25 protein-coding genes, 1 tRNA gene and 1 pseudogene are annotated in these 18571 nt (G+C 54.4%); 12 read left to right on the top strand and 15 right to left on the bottom strand.

Translation table 11 applies throughout. The annotated features are described in order from the left end of the window. Nucleotides 1-45: 45 nt before the first annotated feature. The 9 genes from H1D41_RS17205 to H1D41_RS17165 all read right to left on the bottom strand — a co-directional run bounded on the left by H1D41_RS17205 (nucleotide 46) and on the right by H1D41_RS17165 (nucleotide 6673). Complete coding sequence (locus tag H1D41_RS17205) at nucleotides 46-468, bottom strand: hypothetical protein (protein WP_228850084.1); 423 nt, start codon at nucleotides 466-468, stop codon at nucleotides 46-48. Next, on the bottom strand, nucleotides 465-1118 hold the full coding sequence (locus H1D41_RS17200; RefSeq protein ID WP_228850083.1) for a regulatory protein GemA: 654 nt from the start codon (nucleotides 1116-1118) through the stop codon (nucleotides 465-467). Before H1D41_RS17200 ends, H1D41_RS17205 begins: the two co-directional genes overlap by 4 nt. After that, entirely contained in the window at nucleotides 1115-1330 is a 216-nt protein-coding gene (locus tag H1D41_RS17195; protein WP_228850082.1) for a repressor of yield of DENV family protein, read from the bottom strand. Before H1D41_RS17195 ends, H1D41_RS17200 begins: the two co-directional genes overlap by 4 nt. Further along, nucleotides 1327-1971, bottom strand: a complete 645-nt coding sequence (locus tag H1D41_RS17190) for a DUF3164 family protein (RefSeq protein WP_228850081.1) — start codon at nucleotides 1969-1971, stop codon at nucleotides 1327-1329. The genes H1D41_RS17195 and H1D41_RS17190 overlap by 4 nt, the downstream gene beginning before the upstream one ends. Beyond that, complete coding sequence (locus tag H1D41_RS17185) at nucleotides 1955-2290, bottom strand: hypothetical protein (protein WP_228850080.1); 336 nt, start codon at nucleotides 2288-2290, stop codon at nucleotides 1955-1957. The genes H1D41_RS17190 and H1D41_RS17185 overlap by 17 nt, the downstream gene beginning before the upstream one ends. Continuing rightward, the gene (locus tag H1D41_RS17180) at nucleotides 2287-2802 is read right to left on the bottom strand and encodes a helix-turn-helix domain-containing protein (protein WP_228850079.1); all 516 of its coding nucleotides are present in this window, start codon (nucleotides 2800-2802) and stop codon (nucleotides 2287-2289) included. Before H1D41_RS17180 ends, H1D41_RS17185 begins: the two co-directional genes overlap by 4 nt. 1 nt (nucleotide 2803) lies before the next feature. Next, nucleotides 2804-3817, bottom strand: coding sequence for an AAA family ATPase (locus H1D41_RS17175; RefSeq protein ID WP_228850078.1), 1014 nt, complete (start codon nucleotides 3815-3817; stop codon nucleotides 2804-2806). Nucleotides 3818-3899: 82 nt separating this feature from the next. Next, the gene (locus H1D41_RS17170) at nucleotides 3900-5882 is read right to left on the bottom strand and encodes a transposase domain-containing protein (protein WP_228850077.1); all 1983 of its coding nucleotides are present in this window, start codon (nucleotides 5880-5882) and stop codon (nucleotides 3900-3902) included. Next, a complete protein-coding gene (locus H1D41_RS17165; RefSeq protein WP_228850076.1) occupies nucleotides 5879-6673 on the bottom strand; it encodes a ParB/RepB/Spo0J family partition protein in 795 nt (264 codons plus the stop codon). Before H1D41_RS17165 ends, H1D41_RS17170 begins: the two co-directional genes overlap by 4 nt. Between H1D41_RS17165 and H1D41_RS17160 the strand changes: the two genes are divergently transcribed. Then, the gene (locus H1D41_RS17160; RefSeq protein WP_228850075.1) at nucleotides 6673-6828 is read left to right on the top strand and encodes a hypothetical protein; all 156 of its coding nucleotides are present in this window, start codon (nucleotides 6673-6675) and stop codon (nucleotides 6826-6828) included. The genes H1D41_RS17165 and H1D41_RS17160 overlap by 1 nt on opposite strands. A gap of 124 nt (nucleotides 6829-6952) precedes the next feature. After that, complete coding sequence (locus H1D41_RS17155) at nucleotides 6953-7375, top strand: hypothetical protein (RefSeq protein WP_228850074.1); 423 nt, start codon at nucleotides 6953-6955, stop codon at nucleotides 7373-7375. Between the two features lie 487 nt (nucleotides 7376-7862). On the opposite strand, the gene H1D41_RS17150 is transcribed toward H1D41_RS17155, so the two are convergent. Next, on the bottom strand, nucleotides 7863-8144 hold the full coding sequence (locus H1D41_RS17150) for a hypothetical protein (RefSeq protein ID WP_228850073.1): 282 nt from the start codon (nucleotides 8142-8144) through the stop codon (nucleotides 7863-7865). A gap of 92 nt (nucleotides 8145-8236) precedes the next feature. Here H1D41_RS17150 and H1D41_RS17145 point away from each other — a divergent pair, with 92 nt between their 5' ends. Beyond that, entirely contained in the window at nucleotides 8237-8905 is a 669-nt protein-coding gene (locus H1D41_RS17145; RefSeq protein WP_228850072.1) for an XRE family transcriptional regulator, read from the top strand. A 420-nt stretch (nucleotides 8906-9325) separates the two neighbouring features. On the opposite strand, the gene H1D41_RS17140 is transcribed toward H1D41_RS17145, so the two are convergent. Then, nucleotides 9326-9532 (bottom strand): hypothetical protein, encoded by a 207-nt coding sequence (locus H1D41_RS17140; RefSeq protein WP_228850071.1) that lies wholly within the window; start codon nucleotides 9530-9532, stop codon nucleotides 9326-9328. A gap of 253 nt (nucleotides 9533-9785) precedes the next feature. On the opposite strand from H1D41_RS17140, the gene H1D41_RS17135 reads away from it, so the two are divergent. Further along, nucleotides 9786-10214 (top strand): hypothetical protein, encoded by a 429-nt coding sequence (locus tag H1D41_RS17135; protein WP_228850070.1) that lies wholly within the window; start codon nucleotides 9786-9788, stop codon nucleotides 10212-10214. A 5-nt stretch (nucleotides 10215-10219) separates the two neighbouring features. On the opposite strand, the gene uvrB is transcribed toward H1D41_RS17135, so the two are convergent. Next, the gene (gene uvrB, locus H1D41_RS17130; protein WP_228850121.1) at nucleotides 10220-12337 is read right to left on the bottom strand and encodes an excinuclease ABC subunit UvrB; all 2118 of its coding nucleotides are present in this window, start codon (nucleotides 12335-12337) and stop codon (nucleotides 10220-10222) included. 443 nt (nucleotides 12338-12780) lie between these two features. Here uvrB and H1D41_RS17125 point away from each other — a divergent pair, with 443 nt between their 5' ends. Together H1D41_RS17125 and H1D41_RS17120 are read left to right on the top strand one after the other, a co-directional pair. Then, on the top strand, nucleotides 12781-13092 hold the full coding sequence (locus H1D41_RS17125; RefSeq protein ID WP_228850069.1) for an ETC complex I subunit: 312 nt from the start codon (nucleotides 12781-12783) through the stop codon (nucleotides 13090-13092). A 97-nt stretch (nucleotides 13093-13189) separates the two neighbouring features. Next, a tRNA-Arg gene (locus H1D41_RS17120) sits at nucleotides 13190-13266 on the top strand. Between the two features lie 30 nt (nucleotides 13267-13296). Here H1D41_RS17120 and H1D41_RS17115 read toward each other — a convergent pair. The 3 genes and pseudogenes from H1D41_RS17115 to H1D41_RS17105 all read right to left on the bottom strand — a co-directional run. Beyond that, on the bottom strand, nucleotides 13297-14346 hold the full coding sequence (locus H1D41_RS17115) for a tyrosine-type recombinase/integrase (protein ID WP_228850068.1): 1050 nt from the start codon (nucleotides 14344-14346) through the stop codon (nucleotides 13297-13299). Between the two features lie 11 nt (nucleotides 14347-14357). After that, on the bottom strand, nucleotides 14358-14549 hold the full coding sequence (locus tag H1D41_RS17110; protein WP_228850067.1) for a hypothetical protein: 192 nt from the start codon (nucleotides 14547-14549) through the stop codon (nucleotides 14358-14360). 49 nt (nucleotides 14550-14598) lie between these two features. Continuing rightward, a pseudogene (locus H1D41_RS17105) lies at nucleotides 14599-15513 on the bottom strand (DnaB-like helicase C-terminal domain-containing protein); the annotation flags it as partial. 202 nt (nucleotides 15514-15715) lie between these two features. Between H1D41_RS17105 and H1D41_RS17100 the strand changes: the two are divergent. From H1D41_RS17100 to H1D41_RS17075, 6 genes are all read left to right on the top strand, one after another. Further along, complete coding sequence (locus H1D41_RS17100; protein ID WP_228850066.1) at nucleotides 15716-16147, top strand: hypothetical protein; 432 nt, start codon at nucleotides 15716-15718, stop codon at nucleotides 16145-16147. Continuing rightward, nucleotides 16144-16515 carry a DUF1353 domain-containing protein gene (locus H1D41_RS17095; RefSeq protein ID WP_228850065.1) on the top strand — a complete coding sequence of 124 codons (372 nt, stop codon included), beginning with the start codon at nucleotides 16144-16146 and terminating at the stop codon, nucleotides 16513-16515. Before H1D41_RS17100 ends, H1D41_RS17095 begins: the two co-directional genes overlap by 4 nt. Next, the gene (locus H1D41_RS17090) at nucleotides 16508-16753 is read left to right on the top strand and encodes a hypothetical protein (protein WP_228850064.1); all 246 of its coding nucleotides are present in this window, start codon (nucleotides 16508-16510) and stop codon (nucleotides 16751-16753) included. Before H1D41_RS17095 ends, H1D41_RS17090 begins: the two co-directional genes overlap by 8 nt. A 65-nt stretch (nucleotides 16754-16818) precedes the next feature. Further along, nucleotides 16819-17457, top strand: a complete 639-nt coding sequence (locus H1D41_RS17085; protein ID WP_228850063.1) for a glycoside hydrolase family 108 protein — start codon at nucleotides 16819-16821, stop codon at nucleotides 17455-17457. Further along, complete coding sequence (locus H1D41_RS17080) at nucleotides 17444-17626, top strand: hypothetical protein (RefSeq protein WP_228850062.1); 183 nt, start codon at nucleotides 17444-17446, stop codon at nucleotides 17624-17626. Before H1D41_RS17085 ends, H1D41_RS17080 begins: the two co-directional genes overlap by 14 nt. After that, nucleotides 17626-17850 (top strand): hypothetical protein, encoded by a 225-nt coding sequence (locus tag H1D41_RS17075; protein ID WP_228850061.1) that lies wholly within the window; start codon nucleotides 17626-17628, stop codon nucleotides 17848-17850. Before H1D41_RS17080 ends, H1D41_RS17075 begins: the two co-directional genes overlap by 1 nt. The last annotated feature ends 721 nt before the right edge of the window (nucleotides 17851-18571 follow it).

The raw sequence follows: 18571 nt of genomic DNA, 5'->3' as shown, positions 1-18571 counted from the left end.
CTAGAAAATCGGGGCAGCAAATTATCTGGTAGCGGCGCTACCTGATTAGTCAAAAAGGTCGGATTGTCGGGATGTATCAGGCCGGTGGTGTTTTCGTTCGCGATTTTTAGCCTGACGCCGGAATACCGTAGTACGATGTGTACGGGTTGCAACGGCAATCTTATCTGCAGATACGCCATTTGCCAGCATTTCGTCAATGCGCATGCGGCGGCGGCGCAAATCCATGTTGGGTGGCAGGGGCAGTACAAGGCTTGCACCGCTGGTTCCACCATAGCCGGTGGCGTAATGCGCGCAGATCTTCTGCGCAGCCTCTTCGCCAACTGCTTCAATCAGCCAGTGACCGGACCTCGGTTTGGCCGGAAGAGAAATCCGGCTTCCACCGCGCGCATTCGCCATCGCAAGCGCGGCATCAAGACCGGCGACTTCTGCAATTTCCTGCAATGTAGGAGGAAGCCAGGAATAGCTCATTCTTTGTGATCCTGTTTCTTCTGGGCGCGGATCTTACGGCCCAGATCATTCATGACGACGATCCAATCTTCAGCGGTCATTTCAGCAAAAGGCCGGTCAACCAGATGGCGCACATATTCGGAAAGCGTTTGCCCCTGACGGGAGAAATCTTCCAGCTTACGCCACTGCGCACAGGCGATTTTAAAGCCCGGTAAGCTGCAATGTACCGGAGACAGGTTGTAATTGGTCCAATCCACACCATGACGTTCCAGCATGGATTTCAGCGCTTCAATCACGGCAACCGCATCTTCCTGGTGGCGGATCCAGTTGGCATGGCTGACATTGGCCTGACGAACAGCAAAGGCATTCAGCGCCTTATCATCTGCACTGTCGATGATCCCCATATTCCAACAGGCGATCCAAAGGGCCTGCAGCTTCTTTGCATATGGGCCTGAAAGGGACTTTCGAGAGCCTTTGGAAGGGGCTTCATAGCGCCCGCCCAAAAGCCGGTCGAGTTCCCCCAGAAGCGCCCGGGACTGAACCGGCTTCAGGTTCCTTGTGGATCGCTGGCCTGTCATGCGCTGGACCAGATCGCGCCAATCGTCCTCATCAAGCCCATGCGCCTGCACAAGCTGGCGACGCTTGATCTGAATAGCCTGTAGTGAACTCATTCTTTCACTCCTTCTTTCAGGGTCGCAATGCTGACCGGATCATGTTCAACAGACAGGACAACTGCACGGTCACATTCCGGGCAGGTGAACTCACCAATGCCAAAACCATCATCGCCGGGCAGATCGGTGTAACAACCGGGGCAGGTCCAGTAATCATCCCGCCCCGGATTGCGGCATTCCTCAGCGTGTGGCTCATATGATGGACGTGTCATTCTTCCACCTCATAGGCATGGGCCAGATTGATCGGCAGAACGCGGAAGCTTTTGTTGCGATCCTCCCGCACGGAAATCTGGAAGAAGTCTTTGCTTTCCAACACCCGCATGCTCTGTTCAAGCGCAGCCATTGCCTGCACCCACTTTGGATGGGTGATCGGCCAGCGGCGCAACTGATAAAGCGCCGAGCGGTTTACCTTGCCCGGCTTGTCAGCGTCGAAGGCGCGGGTCAGCAAGGTCTGGACCTCAGGGGGCAGACCATCGCTGATCTCTTCAATGTATTCGTCAATCAGGCCCTTAGCGATCTGCAGCTCAGGCCCGAATGTGATGTAGTCCTGAACCCGGATTTCCACCTTCACCAGCCCGTCAAAGCTTGTGAAGCTGACATTGCCTTTTTTGCCCCGGTACACATAGCCGAAATCCTCAGACAGAAGGGCCATCAGAGTATTAATGTCGTCAAACGAATGCCCACGAAACCGGGCAATCTGAGACATCAACGGATTTGCATAGTCAAGGATCTGGCGCACGGTCTGATCAATCAGCTTGTCACGCTCAGACACCATCTTAACCGGAACCATGTGCCCCTTTGCGTTTTCCATATGAGTTGGCTGGGCGGCTTCCATATTAACCTGCGGTGTCATTTTTAAACCTTTCGATTGAAGTTAAAGGGGACTGCATAGCCTCAAACAGGAAATGCAGATCGCCTTTGTTCAGGCGCTTTTTACTGCAAAGCCGGTTCAGAACATCAAAGGTCTGATCCAGCCCCATAACCATGGCGATGATCTCGTTGTAGGTGAGGGAAAGAGGCTTGCCATTCATCTCATCATCCAGAACACGCAGCGCCACACCCAATGGGCAAATATCCTGAAGCTCACCACCATCCGGCGTTAAACCGCGATCTGCCAGAAGCGCCCGCTCTTCACGGTGTTTACTCAGATCAATAATATTGTGATCACTCATTGTGCAGTTCCCCCAGCAATACTGTCGAGACTGCTACGGGCGCGCTGCGCTGCCGTGCGGAACTTCGTCAATTCGGTATCAGCCTGAACATAGGCTTGCGCCAAAATGCGCAGCTCCCTGTATTTAAGGCCAGGTTCATTTGCAGAAGGAACCAGCAGGCGTTGCGCGATATCAAACGGGGTCGCAATATTGCTGCACCCGGTTGCGCCATCCACAGCCTGCCTTGCAAGGCTCAGAAGCTGATCCAGCTCATCAGCGTACTCCTGAGTTTCACCGCGCCTGCGTTCAATCCGGTTTTGCGCGGCATGGCAGGTGCGGGCGTCACGCCCACCAATATGACGCCCGATACTGAGAAGGGAATGGTGCGTCAGTTGTTTCGCAATCCAAACTGCCTCTGAACGTGCGTCGGCAATATTCTGTTTCTTTGAAGCTGATTTCAGATCCTGTTCACTGATATTCCGAAAAGCGCAGACCGTGCGCATGATCATCTGAAGTGGTTGCTGGAACTCCATCTTATTTCCCTTCCTTCAGATCGCCATCACCGCGCAGGAAATATCCGTCGCGGATATCGTCAGCAGTGATCGCCCGGCCATTACCACGCGCGACCATCGCCGCAGATTTGAGAGTTTCAGTCATGGATCCGAAATGCCCTTGCTTGCTGGCGACCAGCGCGGCAACACGGCGCACTTCCGGATCTTTCACCTTCCAGGCATTCAGCAGCATTTCTGCATCAGCGGGATCAGGCTGCATGATCTGCAAGGAACGGCCCCGACGCCGGTGCAACTGTGGTGAACTTTTATAAGGGATTTTCCCCTCATTGTTCCCCAGAAGCACAAGACCGCATTTGGCTTTGTCGTGGTAATAGCGCAGCTCATTGATACAGTCCGCATCAAGGTTCTGGGCCTCATCAATGATCAGCAGAGAACTGAAGCCTGAATGCTTCAGCGTGGCAATGATCTTTGCGCGCAGCGAGTTGCTGTCGCGGCTGTTAATGCCAAGCGCATCTGCAATCTCAACATTGATCTTATGCGGGGTGCAGACAGATGGGCTGAGGGTCACGTGGTAGACATGCGGGCGTGTCGCTGCAAATTCCTCTGCAGCCATTGTTTTTCCAAGACCAGCACCGATGATTGCAACGCCCATGGTTGGCAGTGCCTGCGCATAGGTGAAGGTTTCAAACAGAGAACGTGCGATAGAGGTCTGCACAAAGCCCGGATCATCAGGCAGGGCAGCGGTAGCTGCATTTGCGGCCTGAAACCCCGCAAGGAAGTTTTCAATCTTCGCGGTATTGGTGTCATAACGGCCTTTATAGGTTCCGTCATACCAGCCAGAAAATGTGCCCACCGCAAGATCCGCGCGCCGGGCAACCTCGGATTTTGACCAGCCTTTTTCCAGCGCCAGCTTGCGCAGCTCATCCGTTGCGGCATTCCAACGGGAAAGCACGTCATCGCTGCACCCGGCTGGCTTGCTCTGCGGCATCGCCCAGACACTGTTGCCTGCAGGTGGTTGTTTCACTGCTACATTCATGTTACTTTTCTCCTCGTTTGATAGCCCGCATCTCATCCTTGGGCCGTTTTGAAGGCGGGGATATGCCAGTATCCCCGCCGATTTATTTTCTACTTCCGACATCAAAAATATCCGTCACACCCAGACTGGCTGTCACACCGCGACTGAACCCATCATTTGCGCGCTGCGCCTGAATGCGGCTGCGCCCTTCTTCGGCATCAACGCCCTCATATGGCGTTTCCACATCCTGAAAGTTCAGCCCGACAACCTTCTGCATTTTCTGCTTCTTCGGGATCCGCACTGTGCCGGGCGTATCAATGCCGGGCGTCATGGCAGCGATATCCTCAACCGTATATTTGGAAGCATCGGCCAGACCGCTGCGCCAGCGCTTAACAGAACTGTTGCGCATATCAGAATGGCGTTTTGCTTCAGCCGGATCATTATAATGCGCGGCATGAATGCATTGCGCAGCCGTGATGAACCGATCTTCTTTCATTGTGTAAACAAACAGATCATCCGTCGGGTTCTGAGGGTCATAACGCACTGTCACACGCTTCCCCATCAGCTCATTCAGATCTTCATTCCAGTAGCGGTTGCCCAGCATATGGATTGCACCGTCCGGCTTGCGCACCAGTTTATCCTCACGCGCCAGATACATCAGACGTTTCTGCAACGGGGTCGCACGGGCAATCAGAACATCAGGATGTTCCAGGCTTTCCCGGAACGCATCCCCATAGCTGCCCCCGGCAGCAATACGGGTGTTGCGCCCGGTTTGCTCATTGTAGCGCTCAACTTCACGGGCCAGCAGTTGCTCATATGTTTCCAGCGGCACGGCCTTTGACTTGTAATTGTCCGGCTTACTCAGGGCATCTTTGCCAGTGTATGCACCAGCACAGGCCGGGTGTTTGGCGACCCGGTCACACAGATCTTTCCAGAGGCGTTCAATCGGCTTTGCCTGACCCCAGTAAACTGTTGTCGCGTGGATCGTGACGCCAAGCTTTGGCAGCATCCCCAGTGGTTCATCAGCCTCTTTCTTCCGGAAGCCTTTGGTTGCGCCGCCGGAAATATGTTTGGACCAGAAGGCTGCGCCGTTATCAAACCAGACATCCTCAGGAATACCATGCTGCTCAATCATATCTGCAGCCGCAAGCTGGATCAGCCAGCTATCCTCAGACTTACCCACTCGGAAGCTCAGACCTGCATTGGAATAGAGGTCCTGGAAGCCCACAACGGTCGGGCGCATGATTTCGCCATCGGGGAACAACACCCAGGTATCCGCAACGTGACCGTCAGAGTTGACGCCCTGCATCGCGTGGAAACAGCTCTTGTCCCGTTCCTGTGCCGGAAACAGCCGCATCGCACGGTCTTTTCCTTCACGCCAATAAACAATCGTCTGGTATCCGACTGTATCCTCAACCCGACGTTTCAGGGTTTTCCAGCTTGGCAGCTTTCCCCAGCCCTGAACTGCCGCCACATCCTTTAGGCGGTCATAGCAAGACTTAAAGCTTGGCCCTTCATTGCGCACATAATCTGTGATGATGTATTGCAGCGCATCCGGGTGCAGGTCTGTCTTTTTGCGGCCTGTCTTGGCAGAAGGCATCAGCACAACCAGCCAGTTGCGTTTTTCGACGCCGCCAACCATATCCCGCCAGCGCATGACAGAACGCGCTGACACGCCAAGTTTCCGGGCAACGTAATCATAAGCGACGGTCGCGGTCAGGCTCAGTTCCAGATCAAGGAACATGGTCACAGCCTGCAGGCGCAGTTCAGCTTCTGATCGTGCATGTTCAGAGGCACGGGCAAAAGCATCCCAGCGCTCCGCCCATTCCGCATCCTCTGCCGCTTTGGCATCCATATCTTTGGCTTCTGCCATGGCTTCCAGATGCGTGATATGCACCTGCAGAGAGCCGGGAAACAGAGAGCGGTGGTATTCGCGACGGGTGCCGCCGTTGTCCTCAACCTCACGCCAGCAGGTGCTGTGCGCATGCCAGTTGGTTTCGGCAAAGCTGCGAATACGACGCACAGTCCCCGGCAAAGCATTGTGCCCCAGTGCGTGAAGCTCTGATATGGACCACCAGTCTTTCATTTGAACTCAGCGCCAATCTCTTCCAGGAATGCTTTCTGCCAGTGCTTGCTGCCCTGCGACCATGTTTTGCGCACAGCCCGGAACCATGCTTCGCGCGGATCATCCTCTTTCTTCGCGGGCGCATCGCTTTTCAGCGCCACACCTTCCGCCACAGATTTAATGCCGCCGCTTTTGATCAGCCCGGCAATCTCTTCCTGATCCGCAGGTTCCAGCTTTGCCAGCGCCTTCAGTTGCGCCCCGTTGGAGGCAATTTCTGTATCGCGCAGGGCGTTCAGGGCCTCAGGCGTCAGGCGTTTCACAAGCGCCACGGCGTCCTGAATAGTGCGCTCAGACAGGCCGATTTTCTCAGCCACATCTTCGGTAAATCTGCCAAGTCGCAATGTTTGCGACTTGCCACCAGTGTGCTGATTTCCCCGGTCGCCACCATGCACAGTTTCCGGGTGCAGTTCCTCATAAACCCGCTTGCGCTCTGCCAGAAACACAGCCCGGTCAAGCGCGCTCATTTCCCGGCGCATCAGGTTTTCGTCAATCTCTGCCAGACGTGCCTCAGCCTCTGTCAGGTCAAGGATCTTACATTCCGCCTCATCCAGTCCGGCCAGTTCCAGCCCCCGGAAACGGTGCGCACCAGCCACCAGAGCATAGCCGCCACCCTTTACCGGGCGCACAACAATCGGTTCCATCAGCCCGTTGATTTCGATGGACTGCGCAATGGCTTTCGCCCAGTCCTCATCCACAGACCGCAGACGGTCCGCAACGGTGATTTCAGACAGGTTCAGAAGTTCAACACTCATTGAAAGTAGCTCTCCATAGCCAGCAGACCAAAGAATATGACGAAGAGGCTGACGCCGCCTATGGTAGCGTCCAGCCAGGGCCACCACGGATGATCCGTAAACCTTACGCGACCCCGGCTGTCGTCGTGATGGCGGGGAGTGCCGGGGTCGCGTGACGCCTCAACGTAGCGGGCAGCTTTACGGAGGCGAATAAAGTCGGAATGCACCTCATGGGGAGGTTTCATTGCAGTGCATCCCGCCCTATCGTCATAGCGTCCAAACAAATGACGGAGGGATTTCATGAGAGGACTAAATTTGCACAGATATGCAAACGAGGCACGGCACCGGGCCGATGAATTACTGGACCTGCTCTCGGACGAAGACATGGAAGAGCTATTCAGCCTTGAGCAAACAAAGCGGATTGTTGACGTAGAAAACATTGTCAGTGCTCCGTCTCAACGTGTTCTGAATATTCTCGCTCAGACTCCGTCTCAGGATGAGAAGTGGGCGCAGAAAAAGAACCGGATACAGTTTTTCCAGGAATGGATTGCTGCGCGGCATTGGGTGATAAGATCAGCCAACGCATTGCAACTCGCAGCCAACGTTGCAGATAACCTGGGCGGCGGTTATCGGGACGCTGTTCGAGGTGGCGCTCAATTAGCAAGTGAGTTTCCGGCCCAGCCAACTGCAGAAGACTGGCTATATACGCGAATGGCAGGCTGAGGATGTATCCCGGAAGGCAGACACGTGGCATGTCACGCCAACCACGTGTCTGACGACCTGCACTGTGCTCGACCTCATGCTGTACCGCCGACGCCAGAAGCTCACCGTTCAGAAACAGCCGCTCCATGGGCCACTTGAAGAAAACGGTTTCATTGTCCGGGTTCTGATAGCTGACCATCCGATAAGACTGCAGCATTGACACATTCACAAAATGCCGACCGTCAGAGTAACGGTCATTGTGGAAAGGTTCCGCAGAAAGAATTTCCCCGGTTTCTTCATCACATGTCAGGCGCAGCAGATCCTGCCCCTGATCTTCAAACTCAATCTTATACATCTGCTCTCAGACCTCAGTTAAAATAAGCGAATTTCAGCGCGGCGGTGCGGGTGTAAAACTGTTCACACCGACCATCCCGCGTGACCTTAAAGCGATAACCAGAACCCGCTGGCAGCGGGCTGATACGCCAGCCATTGCAGCAACCATCACGCATTAGCGGCGCTGCCCTTTGCGCAGCTCATCGGCATGTTCCAACACACGCTTCTCATAAACCTGACGGACGATTTCCGGCCCGGCGGCTTCCACAAGCTCTGCCAGAATGTTGCGACCATTCTTCCCGCGTGATTGTCCGGTAGTGGCCTGACGGGCAACGGTCGGGTTGATTTTCTTCTCACGGCACCAGCGCTCAAAGCTGCCGCCGTGCATCTTGAAGGCCCCGATTATTGCATCGTGTAAAACTGCGCCGGGCTGGAAATTCATTTCCCTTTGTGCCATCTTTCCTCACTAGATCAGTCTGCGCCTTAGCTGGCTGCGTTAAATATGAGATTAGGTTGAATATTATCTACCGTCAACAGGAAAGTTGAATATTGTCTACCATTCATGAGAGATTACGTGAGGAACGCATCAGGCTTGGCATGAACCAGCCAGACTTTGCTGAAGTCGGGGGTGCAAAGAAGCATTCGCAGATAAATTACGAGAAGGGCAAAACCAGCCCAGACGGGGATTATTTTGCTGCAATCTCTGAAATTGGCGCAGATGTATTATATATACTGACTGGCACCAAAGGATCGGAGCCAGAGTATTCAGGGAGAGAATCCCTTGGGGTAGAAAATAATCTACCATACCTCACTTATCTGCCTGAATATGATATCAGCGCCTCTGCCGGTCCCGGTGCTGCTGTCGCATCAGAGGTTATCGTGCGTGACATCGGCTTTCAGGAAGGCTTCCTGCATGATCTGGGCGCATCCCCCAAACACTGCTCTATCATCCGGGCCAGCGGCGACAGCATGGAACCCACCATCCCTGACGGATCGCTTCTGGTGGTGGATCACAGCCAGGCATACATCAACGGCGGTGGCATCTATGTCCTGGGCGTTGCCGATGATCTGCTGGTGAAGCGCGCGCGCAAGCGCATCGACAACACCATTGATCTGATTTCCGACAATCAGATTTACCCACCTGAAACCATCGCCCCGGATCGCATGGAAGATCTGCGCGTTGTCGGGCGCGTGGTCTATTTTTGCCGGACACCGTAGGAAAAATAGTGGTGCAAAATGCGTCCTACCTTTGAGAGCGGATTTTGCGGCGCGGCGTGGTGACTTTTGCCTTATATTATTGGTGAATAGGCGCAGTGGGACTGAAAAAACAAAAGGTAGGACGTTGCGTCCCACCTTTTAAAAACGCCCTTTTCAAAAATTCCAGGCATCGTCATATTTTTGAAAGCCTCTCAGGCCTTGTTTAAAAGGGCCTTGAAGGCTTTTGAAAACCGCTTTCAAAATCACCTTTCAAAACTCCGCCCGTTCAGGTCGCCTCCCGGATCACCCCGGATATCACCCCTTTACTTTTGTCCCGCCCTTTGAGAAGTTCCCTTTGGATAACATCCGGTACGCCCTTATAAACAAGGCCAATCCCACTTGATCCCGGATAATCCAACTTAATCCCTCATATGACAGTACTTATGTCCCGTAACAGTAGATCACGCCAAGCGCACCGACGACATCGTCGCGTTGGTCAGATGATAAGATTTTTGCGGTCAGGCCCAGTTCCGGTGACGCATTCCCCCCAAAGGAAATTGTACCACCCAGCATCCAGGTCGGATCCGCGGCCGCAGCTGTTGCAACAAAACCTGTTGCACAGACAGCGGTAAGCAAGCGTTTAAGCATAACGCACTCCCCAGTGTTATGATTGAAACGAACGAACTTGTTACAGATTTGATTTACATTTGAGGGACTTGGATCGCATGTCAACGCACCGAAACTGAGGCCGGATCAGGGCCGAATTGCGACCTCACGGGTTTGTGAGGTGAGCTGAGGGAGAAGTTTCTTTCTCTTTTGAGTTAAAATTCAAGCCGGGCTTTCATATTAGGGGGGTGTGCGTATGGTGAGCCGCAAGAACTATCTTTTGAGGGATAAATCTATGCGTATGGCTTCAGTGCTTGCTTCGTTTTCACTGCTGTTAGCCCTTCCGGTTTCCGCTCAAAATTTCAGCTGTTCATTTGGGAGGCCAGCCTGTCTCGACTATGGCGACACCGTTTGTTCCTCAATGGGAAAATGTGTTTCATCTTCTGCAGAGTGCTTTGAAAGCTACCAATGCAATTACGAAGGTTTCGCATGTCAGTCAGATGTCAGTGATTGCGTTGAAGAATATGAAAACCTGCGAGGCGAGTACAACGACCTTGTACGCCGATACAATGATCGGGGTGATACGATTGCTGAGCTGGAGCGCAGTCAGAGAAATCTGAGCCGGGAACGAGAGCAGCTCGAGGCGCAGGTGCAGGACTACAGTTACTGTATTCAGGCAGCATCCACTTTAGCAGGTGCCCAGGCTTGTTGGGCACCATTCTGAGGTAGTCACCGCCGTTTCCCTTTCCGGGCCCGCATCCCTGCCTTGCCGGCGCTTGACCGGCCGCCGGCGTTGTGGGCTTCTTCGACGGCTGCATCAATGCTGCTCTGGCGGGCCATCGGGTCGCTTGCGACGGCAAGGTCGACTGCCTCAAGACGTTTGACCTCATCGCGCAGGCGGGCGGCTTCCTCAAACTCAAGGTTTTCAGCCGCCTTGCGCATTTCGTCACGCAGCCCGTTCAGATGGGCTTCAAGATTTGCGCCGTGCAGAGGTTTATCGACAGTGGCCGTGACGCGGTTCATATCCACATCACCATTGTAAAGCCCGGCGAGAACATCCTCGACGTTCTTCTTCACCGTCGCAGGCGTGATGCCGTGTTCTTCATTATAGGCCATCTGACGGGTGCGGCGGCGGTCGGTTTCATCCATGGCGCGCTGCATCGAACCGGTGATCTTATCGGCATACATAATGACGCGGCCTTCAGCGTTTCGGGCGGCACGACCGATGGTCTGGATCAGCGAGGTTTCAGAGCGCAGGAAGCCTTCTTTATCCGCGTCCAAAATCGCCACCAGGCCACATTCCGGAATATCCAGGCCTTCCCGCAAAAGGTTGATCCCGACCAGCACATCAAAGGCCCCCAGCCGCAGATCCCGCAGGATTTCAATGCGTTCCAACGTATCAATGTCGCTGTGCATATAGCGCACTTTGATGCCCTGTTCGTGCAGATATTCGGTCAGGTCTTCGGACATGCGTTTGGTCAGGGTGGTGACAAGCGTGCGGAAACCGCCCTGAATCATTTTGCGCACTTCATCCAACAGATCATCAACCTGTGTCTCAACCGGACGGATCTCAATCACCGGATCCAGCAGACCTGTAGGACGGATCACCTGTTCGACAAAAACGCCGCCGGTCAGTTCCAGTTCCCAGTCTTTGGGTGTGGCTGACACAAACACAGATTGTGAGCGCATCGCATCCCATTCTTCAAACTTCAGCGGTCGGTTGTCCAGGCAGGATGGCAGGCGGAACCCATGTTCCGCCAGTGTCGCCTTGCGTCGTCTGTCGCCACGATACATGCCGCTGATCTGCGGCACGGACACATGGCTTTCATCGGCAAACACAATTGCGTTGTCCGGGATATATTCGAACAGGGTGGGGGGCGGTTCACCCGGATTGCGGCCGGTCAGATAGCGGGAATAGTTTTCAATCCCGTTGCAATAGCCCTGGGCCTCAATCATCTCGAGGTCAAATTTCACCCGTTGTTCAAGGCGTTGATATTCCAACAACTTACCTTCGGCCTCATATTCAGCCAGGCGCACGGCCAGTTCTTCCTTAATGGATTTCACCGCCTGCAAAAGCGTCGGGCGGGGTGTCACATAATGCGAATTCGCATAGACCCGGACCTTTTCCAGATCGGCCGTTTTGGCACCGGTCAGTGTGTCAAATTCGGTGATCGCTTCCAGTTCATCGCCAAAGAACGACAGCCGCCAGCCGCGATCTTCAAGATGGCTTGGCCAGACTTCCAGGCTGTCACCGCGCACCCGGAACGTGCCACGGGAAAAAGCGTTATCATTGCGTTTGTATTGCTGTTCAATCAGGCCGGACATGATTTCGCGCTGATCATAATCATTGCCTGCGATCAGATCCTGGGTCATTGCGGTATAGGTTTCGGACGAGCCAATACCATAGATGCAGCTGACCGAGGCGACGATGATCACATCATCCCGTTCCAGCAGAGACCGCGTCGCCGCATGGCGCATCCGGTCGATCTGTTCGTTAATCTGGCTTTCTTTCTCAATGAACGTATCAGATCGCGGCACGTAGGCTTCGGGCTGATAATAGTCATAGAAGCTGACGAAATACTCGACAGAATTTTCCGGAAAGAACCCTTTCATCTCACCATACAGCTGCGCGGCAAGGGTTTTGTTCGGGGCGAGGATAATCGCGGGACGCTGCGTTTCCTCAATCACTTTGGCCATGGTGAAAGTCTTACCGGTGCCGGTTGCGCCCAGCAGCACCTGATCGCGTTCCCCGTCATGGATGCCTGCCGTCAGTTCGGAAATCGCTTTGGGTTGATCGCCGGCAGGGGAGAAATCGCTGTGCATGACAAAGCGTTTGCCGCCTTCCATTTTGGTCAGCTTGCTGCGCCCGGCGCCTTTGGTCAGGCCGCTGGCCTGGCTGGTCTGAAGATCCGTCTCTGTCACGATGTGATTCCCTTGCTTGATGCATTTTTGTCCTCTTTTTGTTCTGCTGCAAGGGCAGGGCGCGTTTTTCAGGGCAGGGAGCGCAAAAAGGTTAATTAAATATTTCCCTTCAGGTGGATAAAGGTGAAAATAATTACAACTTAAGGTAATTTTAGCCTTGCGTGGTTAACAACTTGCGGCGTAACCTGAGTTTGCAAGCAGCAGAAACGGTTGCCAGATCGGGTGAACCACCCACCCACCCCTCACTCCCCACCTCGTCTGGCAACCAACCTGCGCTTTCTTCCACTCAGAAACAGGGTATCATCCCTTGCGCTGATCGCCACTTTAGCGTTATCTGCTGCATACGTTATTCTAGCCGAGGAGAGCCCATGCGCGCCCGTCTCTTTAAGCCAGCCCGCAATGCCATGCAGTCCGGTACCGCGAAAACGAAGAACTGGATCATGGAGTTCGCGCCGTCTTCCGCGCGTGAGATTGATCCGCTGATGGGCTGGACGTCCTCGGATGATACACAAAGCCAGGTCCGCATGTCTTTTGACAGCAAGGAATCTGCCCTTGATTATGCCAAAGACAATGGCATTCAGGTGATGATTCAGGAACCCCAGACCCGCAAAGCCAATATCCGTCCCAATGGCTATGGCGAAAATTTTGCAACTGATCGTCGCCAGGTCTGGACGCACTAACACAGTTTTCCGGCAGAAATTGACCGCCTGCCGGATTTTTCTCTTTCACTGCCCGCCACTTTTGGCGATACAGCGGATGACCTTCAGGTCAAACGGCGGTCCCGTAGCTCAACTGGATAGAGCATCTGCCTTCTAAGCAGAGGGTTCGGGGTTCGAGTCCTCGCGGGATCGCCAGCAATTTCCTAAACTATTGAAAGTAAGTCTTTATATTGTGTTTTTGACAACTTTTTCGGGTGAGTTGCCAAATTTTGTTCCCGAAATGATCCGCTTTGCATCTGCTGTTTTGCTATATTCGAGCGTTTGTTTGGTGGTGTCATGCCCCAAGACGGCCATTCGCTGTTCATCTGTTGCTCCGCGTTCCGTCATGGTCACGGCTAGATATTTCCGAACTCCGTGAGCGGTTTTACCCTTTTCCAGCCCTGCTTCACGTGCTGCTTTCGCGAACCATTGCCCAACCGCTTTGCTTGAACGAGGAAGGCCTCGTGGTGTCGCGAGAAATGTCAGGGCGCGCGGGGCGGCGCTGATGCAATCCGGAAGATCTTTGCTGCCAGGAAACCAGTGGGGCCAATCGGTGCTAAAGGGGATTGTGCAATAAGTCTTTGATTTGGAACGCTTGTAGGTCAACCATCCGTCTTTGATGTTGCTGGGGCCAAGTTTGACTGCATCGCCGATTGCCGCCCCGGTATGGCATAGAAGTTCAAAGGCAAAGCGTTGTGTTGTTCCGACAGGCCAGTGCGCGCGAAATGCCTTTGCATCGGTCTTCGTCCATGGGATGTGCCCGTCTGACTGGGGGATGGCGCGCTTTCGCACATCGCGGGCGGGATCCGAATCTATCAGACCTGCGTCAACGCTCCATTTGCAAAGTGCCCGCCAAACTTTGAGGCGGTTGTTGGCTGGATGTGGGGCGAACTTTGAAAGGTACTTCCGAATATGACGCGATTCGAGATCTGTGATTTTTGCTTTTGCGAACACGTTTTCTAACTCTTCCAAGGTTCGTCGCCAGTTCGAACGCGTGCCTGGTGCTCTGGTTAAAAAGTGATCGGACGCCATAAAGGCTCTGATCGCGGAGCCAATGGTCCCGGTTCTATGGTCAATGCGAGGAGAACCGGCCTTCTTGCCTTCGAGCGCCAGTGCGTAAGCTTTCAGAAACTTCGGGCTATCTTTAGGCGCGTCAGGCAAAGGGATGTCCTTTGCATCGTTTTGGCGAAGGTAATAGCGCGGATTTCCAGATGGAAACGAACCTGAAATCTTCAAGCCCTTCAGCCTTACAGAGCCCCGAGAATGTCGTCGCATGTGTTTTCCCCTTTAGGAGATTTTACTTTCGGCATCGCGTCAATTGCAATGATCCTAACGACGCCACCTTTTTCGACCTCAACTGCGCCGACGTGAATTCCAGCGTTTTTTGATGCCTGTACTGCGCTCGTAATAAGAGCTTCTGTTGTTCGGGCTTGTGCCATTCTCAACCTCCTACAATCCGGTACGCCTTTGGGCCTGTATCAATTTCAGTCATGGAGCGTCCCATCCTTGGTTATCTGATTGCCATTCCTTGGCGATATTACTGAAGCGGGTGAACTGGCCGTCGAAGGCGAGATCGACGTTGCCGATTGGTCCGTGGCGCTGTTTGCCGACAATGACTTCGGCCTTGCCTGCAAGCTGGTCCATTTCATCTTGCCAGGCCGCAACCTTGTCCAGTTCGTGGTCGTTGGGTTTCTGGCGCTCTTTGTAGTATTCGCCGCGATAGACAAACATCACCACGTCGGCGTCTTGCTCGATAGAACCGGATTCGCGCAGATCAGACAGCTGGGGTCGTTTGTCTTCGCGGTTCTCAACCTGACGGGAGAGCTGCGACAGGGCGATCACCGGGACGTTCAGTTCCTTGGCGATGGCTTTCAGGCCCATGGTGATTTCTGAGATCTCATTCACCCGGTTGTGGTTGTGGCCGCTCGACATGCCCCGGCACAGTTGCAGGTAGTCAATGACCAGCAGGTCAAGGCCGTGGGTGCGTTTCATGCGGCGGGCGCGGGCCGCAAGTTGTGCGATGGGTAGGGCTGGTGTGTCGTCTATGAACAGGGGGCAGGCTTCCAGATCCTTTGCGGCATCCACAAAGCGGCGGAATTCATCTTCCGTCATGTCGCCGCGCCGGATCTGCTGGCCGGGGATTTCGGAAGCCTCAGACAGGATGCGACCGGCAAGCTGTTCAGATGACATTTCCAGGCTGAAGAAACCAACGATGCCACCCGTGATTGCGCCCTCGCTGCCATCGGGGCGCCTGCCTTTCTGATAGGTGCGAGCGACGTGAAAGGCGATGTTTGTGGCAAGCGCGGTTTTGCCCATGGATGGGTGACCGGCCAGAATGATCAGGTCAGACGGGTGCAGTCCGCCCAGCTTGTGGTCGAGATCGGACAGGCCGCAAGACATGCCAGACAGTTCACCTGCGCGTATATTCACCGGGAGACCGGATTAAGCTTGGGTCGCATTACAGGTATCAAGTTGGCGGCATGGCCTTCGGGGCAAATGGCACCGAAATTTTCTACTCTTCTAAATATCTGGACATCATCAATCAGGCCGGGGGCGGAACTCAGGGTTTGTCTGGTGATGTGGATTGGAAATTGGAGCTTTTCTCATGGATGTAAGCAACGACATTATCCGCCACGCTTTTGATGCAGAAGGCAACTATCTGGGTCTGAAAAAGGGGGCTCCAGAAGCGCTCGCTGAAATGGCGACCAGCAACGACTGGACGCTTTCTGAAGATGGCCCGGCAGCGCCTGATCCGCTGCATCGCGATCTTTCACCTGCCGAATGGCGTTTCTTCACGCATGATGATGTGAGCGGGTTTCGCAGCCTCATTCAGGACGTTCTCACAGCAATGCCCGCCGGGCCTGATCGGGCAGAACTTGAAGCGAAGGCGTTCCATTCGCAGACCTATCGACTGGCTGAAACGTTGGGTCTGGTCGATTGGGTGAGCAGCATGAACCTGCCGGGCATCACCGTTCCAGAGGTTGAAGAAATCCGATCCGATTGGGAAATGACTGTCGCGCGGGAAACAATTTCATGACCCCGGCGTGGTGTGAAGCAGGGGGCGCGCGTGGCTACGTTGTCACGCAAGCCTTCACCTGGGACATTGGCCGGGAGGGGGCAGGCCTGAAGCTACATGTGCCAGAGGGCCGGGAGTTTGAAAGCTCTGTTCCGCGTAGCCTGCAATGGCTCTGGTCGCCGCATGATCCGTATTTTCTGAAAGCGGCTGTCGTGCATGACATCCTGCTGGAAGATGGCAACGGCGCGGTGTTCTCCGACAGCCAGTGGTTTGATGCTGCCCGCAGTGCGGGTGCGCCGGGCTTAAAAACATGGGTCGCCTATTTCGGAATGATGGGGCGGCGATTTTTGCAATGGGTTTGGAGTAGAAAAGGAAAACCGCATGTTTGATAAACGCATAACTCTTGGAAATGTGCTGACGTTGCCGTTGTCGGTGCTTCGCTTTTCTGCAGCGGATCAGGGGCTTTCAAGCTTCAATGTGTCCAACTTTGGGCGCAAGGAAAGCTCGTCTCTGTCCCGGTCCTGGCATGGGCCGATCTGTGAGGTTCTGGCCTTCTCGTCACCTCTGACGAGCGAGGATGCGGGCACTGTCCAGCAGTACCTGAATGGGAAATACGGCCTGCCATAGTGGCCTCAATCGAAAACCTGACCTGACACACCCCGCCGCGTGCGGGCTTTTTTATGGAGGACACTATGAACCGTTTTGAGCGGGCATTTGCCCTGCTGGCTGTCCATGAAGGCGGCTATGTGAACCACCCCGATGATCCGGGTGGCGCGACGAATAAAGGCGTCACGCAGCGCACCTATGACAACTACCGCGCCCGTCATGGGCTTGCCCCCCGGCACGTGCGGCAGATCACACATAACGAGGTCGCGGCCATCTATCAGGTACAATACTGGGGCGCGATCCAGGCGGATGAACTGCCCGAAGGCCTAGCCTATTGCGTATTCGATGCGGCGGTAAACAGTGGCCCGGCGCGTGCTGTGCGCTGGCTTCAGGCAGAGATCGGCGCGACGGTTGACGGGGTGATTGGGAATGAAACCCTTGGCCTTGCGTCTCGCGCCGATGCGGCTGCGTTGATTGATCGCTATTGTGATCGCCGCCTGCGTTTCATGAAACGGCTGCGCCATTGGCCGACCTTCCGCAATGGTTGGTCTGCACGGGTCGCTGAGGTCCGGGCGCAAGCGAAGGTCTGGGTGGCAAAGCAGGAACCTGCCGTCAGCACCATCGCGCCACAGCCGAAAGCAGACGGCCCGATGTCGACCATCGAGCGCCTGTTGTCCGCCCTGGCGGTTCTCTTCGGAAAGGATGCAAAGAATGAAAACCTATAAACGCGAATTTGCGATTATTATTGCCCTGTTTTGGGCGGGGTTTTGCGTCTGGGGTGTCTACGATGCCCAGGCATTGCGGGTGGCTGAGTTCATTACATGGCCGTGTCTTGCACTGGCTGCGTCTGCATTTGGTCTGGATGCGATTGCAAAACAGTTTGGTGGCCGCTGATGTTTCAGCACATCCCCACCAAGGCGGCGATCTGGGCCGCTCTCAGCGCGTTTGTGGCCTTTCTGGTGTCGTGGCTCCGTTTGGACGCCAGGCGCGCCCAGAGACACGACACGGAACGTCAGACCCTCAAAGCCCGCCATGAAGCAATCCAGCACAAACAGGAGATTGAACGCGATGTTGAAAAGCAAACCGACGATGGCCTTGTTGACCGTCTTAGCCGTTAGCGGGTGCGTGAAACCGGAAGGGGATTTCTGCGATATTGCGCAGCCGATCCGGTTTGACCGTGCGGTCGCTGTGGTCCTTGTACGTGAAGACCGGCAGGCAGCAGAAGTGATCGACAGCCAGAACAGATATGGGGAGCAGGTTTGTGGGTGGTGAATTTGGTTGCTTGCTATACTTGATTGTTCTCCTTATGTTCTCACCGCATGACCAGAGGGCGCGCCAGATCTCAATATAAGAACCGGGCTGAACAAAAGTTCCCGATCCGTATTCGAGTGGAAACACCTGAGTGCGGATATGGCAGGAAACTGGATGACATGCTTGTATGGCTCAACAAGGAATGTGGGGCAGGGGAATACGCATGGGCAAGCGATAAACAGCCCGGCTGCGTCGATGCTTCATCATTCTATTTTAAAGATATGGAGGCTGCCCAGGCATTTATGTCTGCGTTTGACATTCGCCTGAGTTATGATCCGGAAATGAGATTGTTCTAGAGCTGTTCAGCTCGTCAAAGTGGACGTGGATCTTCATCTCGGTCGGATGACTGTCTACATGTCTGCGATGGGCAGGTAGACTAATTAGGCAGCCAACTACATAACTGGACCTGTCTCGCTTTCGTGCCGCCCCAAGTGCTCGTTTAAGCCACTTTCCTTTCGAAAGCGACGGGGCTTTTCCACCCCAATGCTGAGTGGCGGCGACGTGGATTGTAGAACCCGTTTATATATT

The sequence above is a fragment of the Halocynthiibacter styelae genome, assembly GCF_016123485.1.
Taxonomy (GTDB): domain Bacteria; phylum Pseudomonadota; class Alphaproteobacteria; order Rhodobacterales; family Rhodobacteraceae; genus Halocynthiibacter; species Halocynthiibacter styelae.
This window is presented reverse-complemented; position numbering and strand designations above follow the sequence as displayed.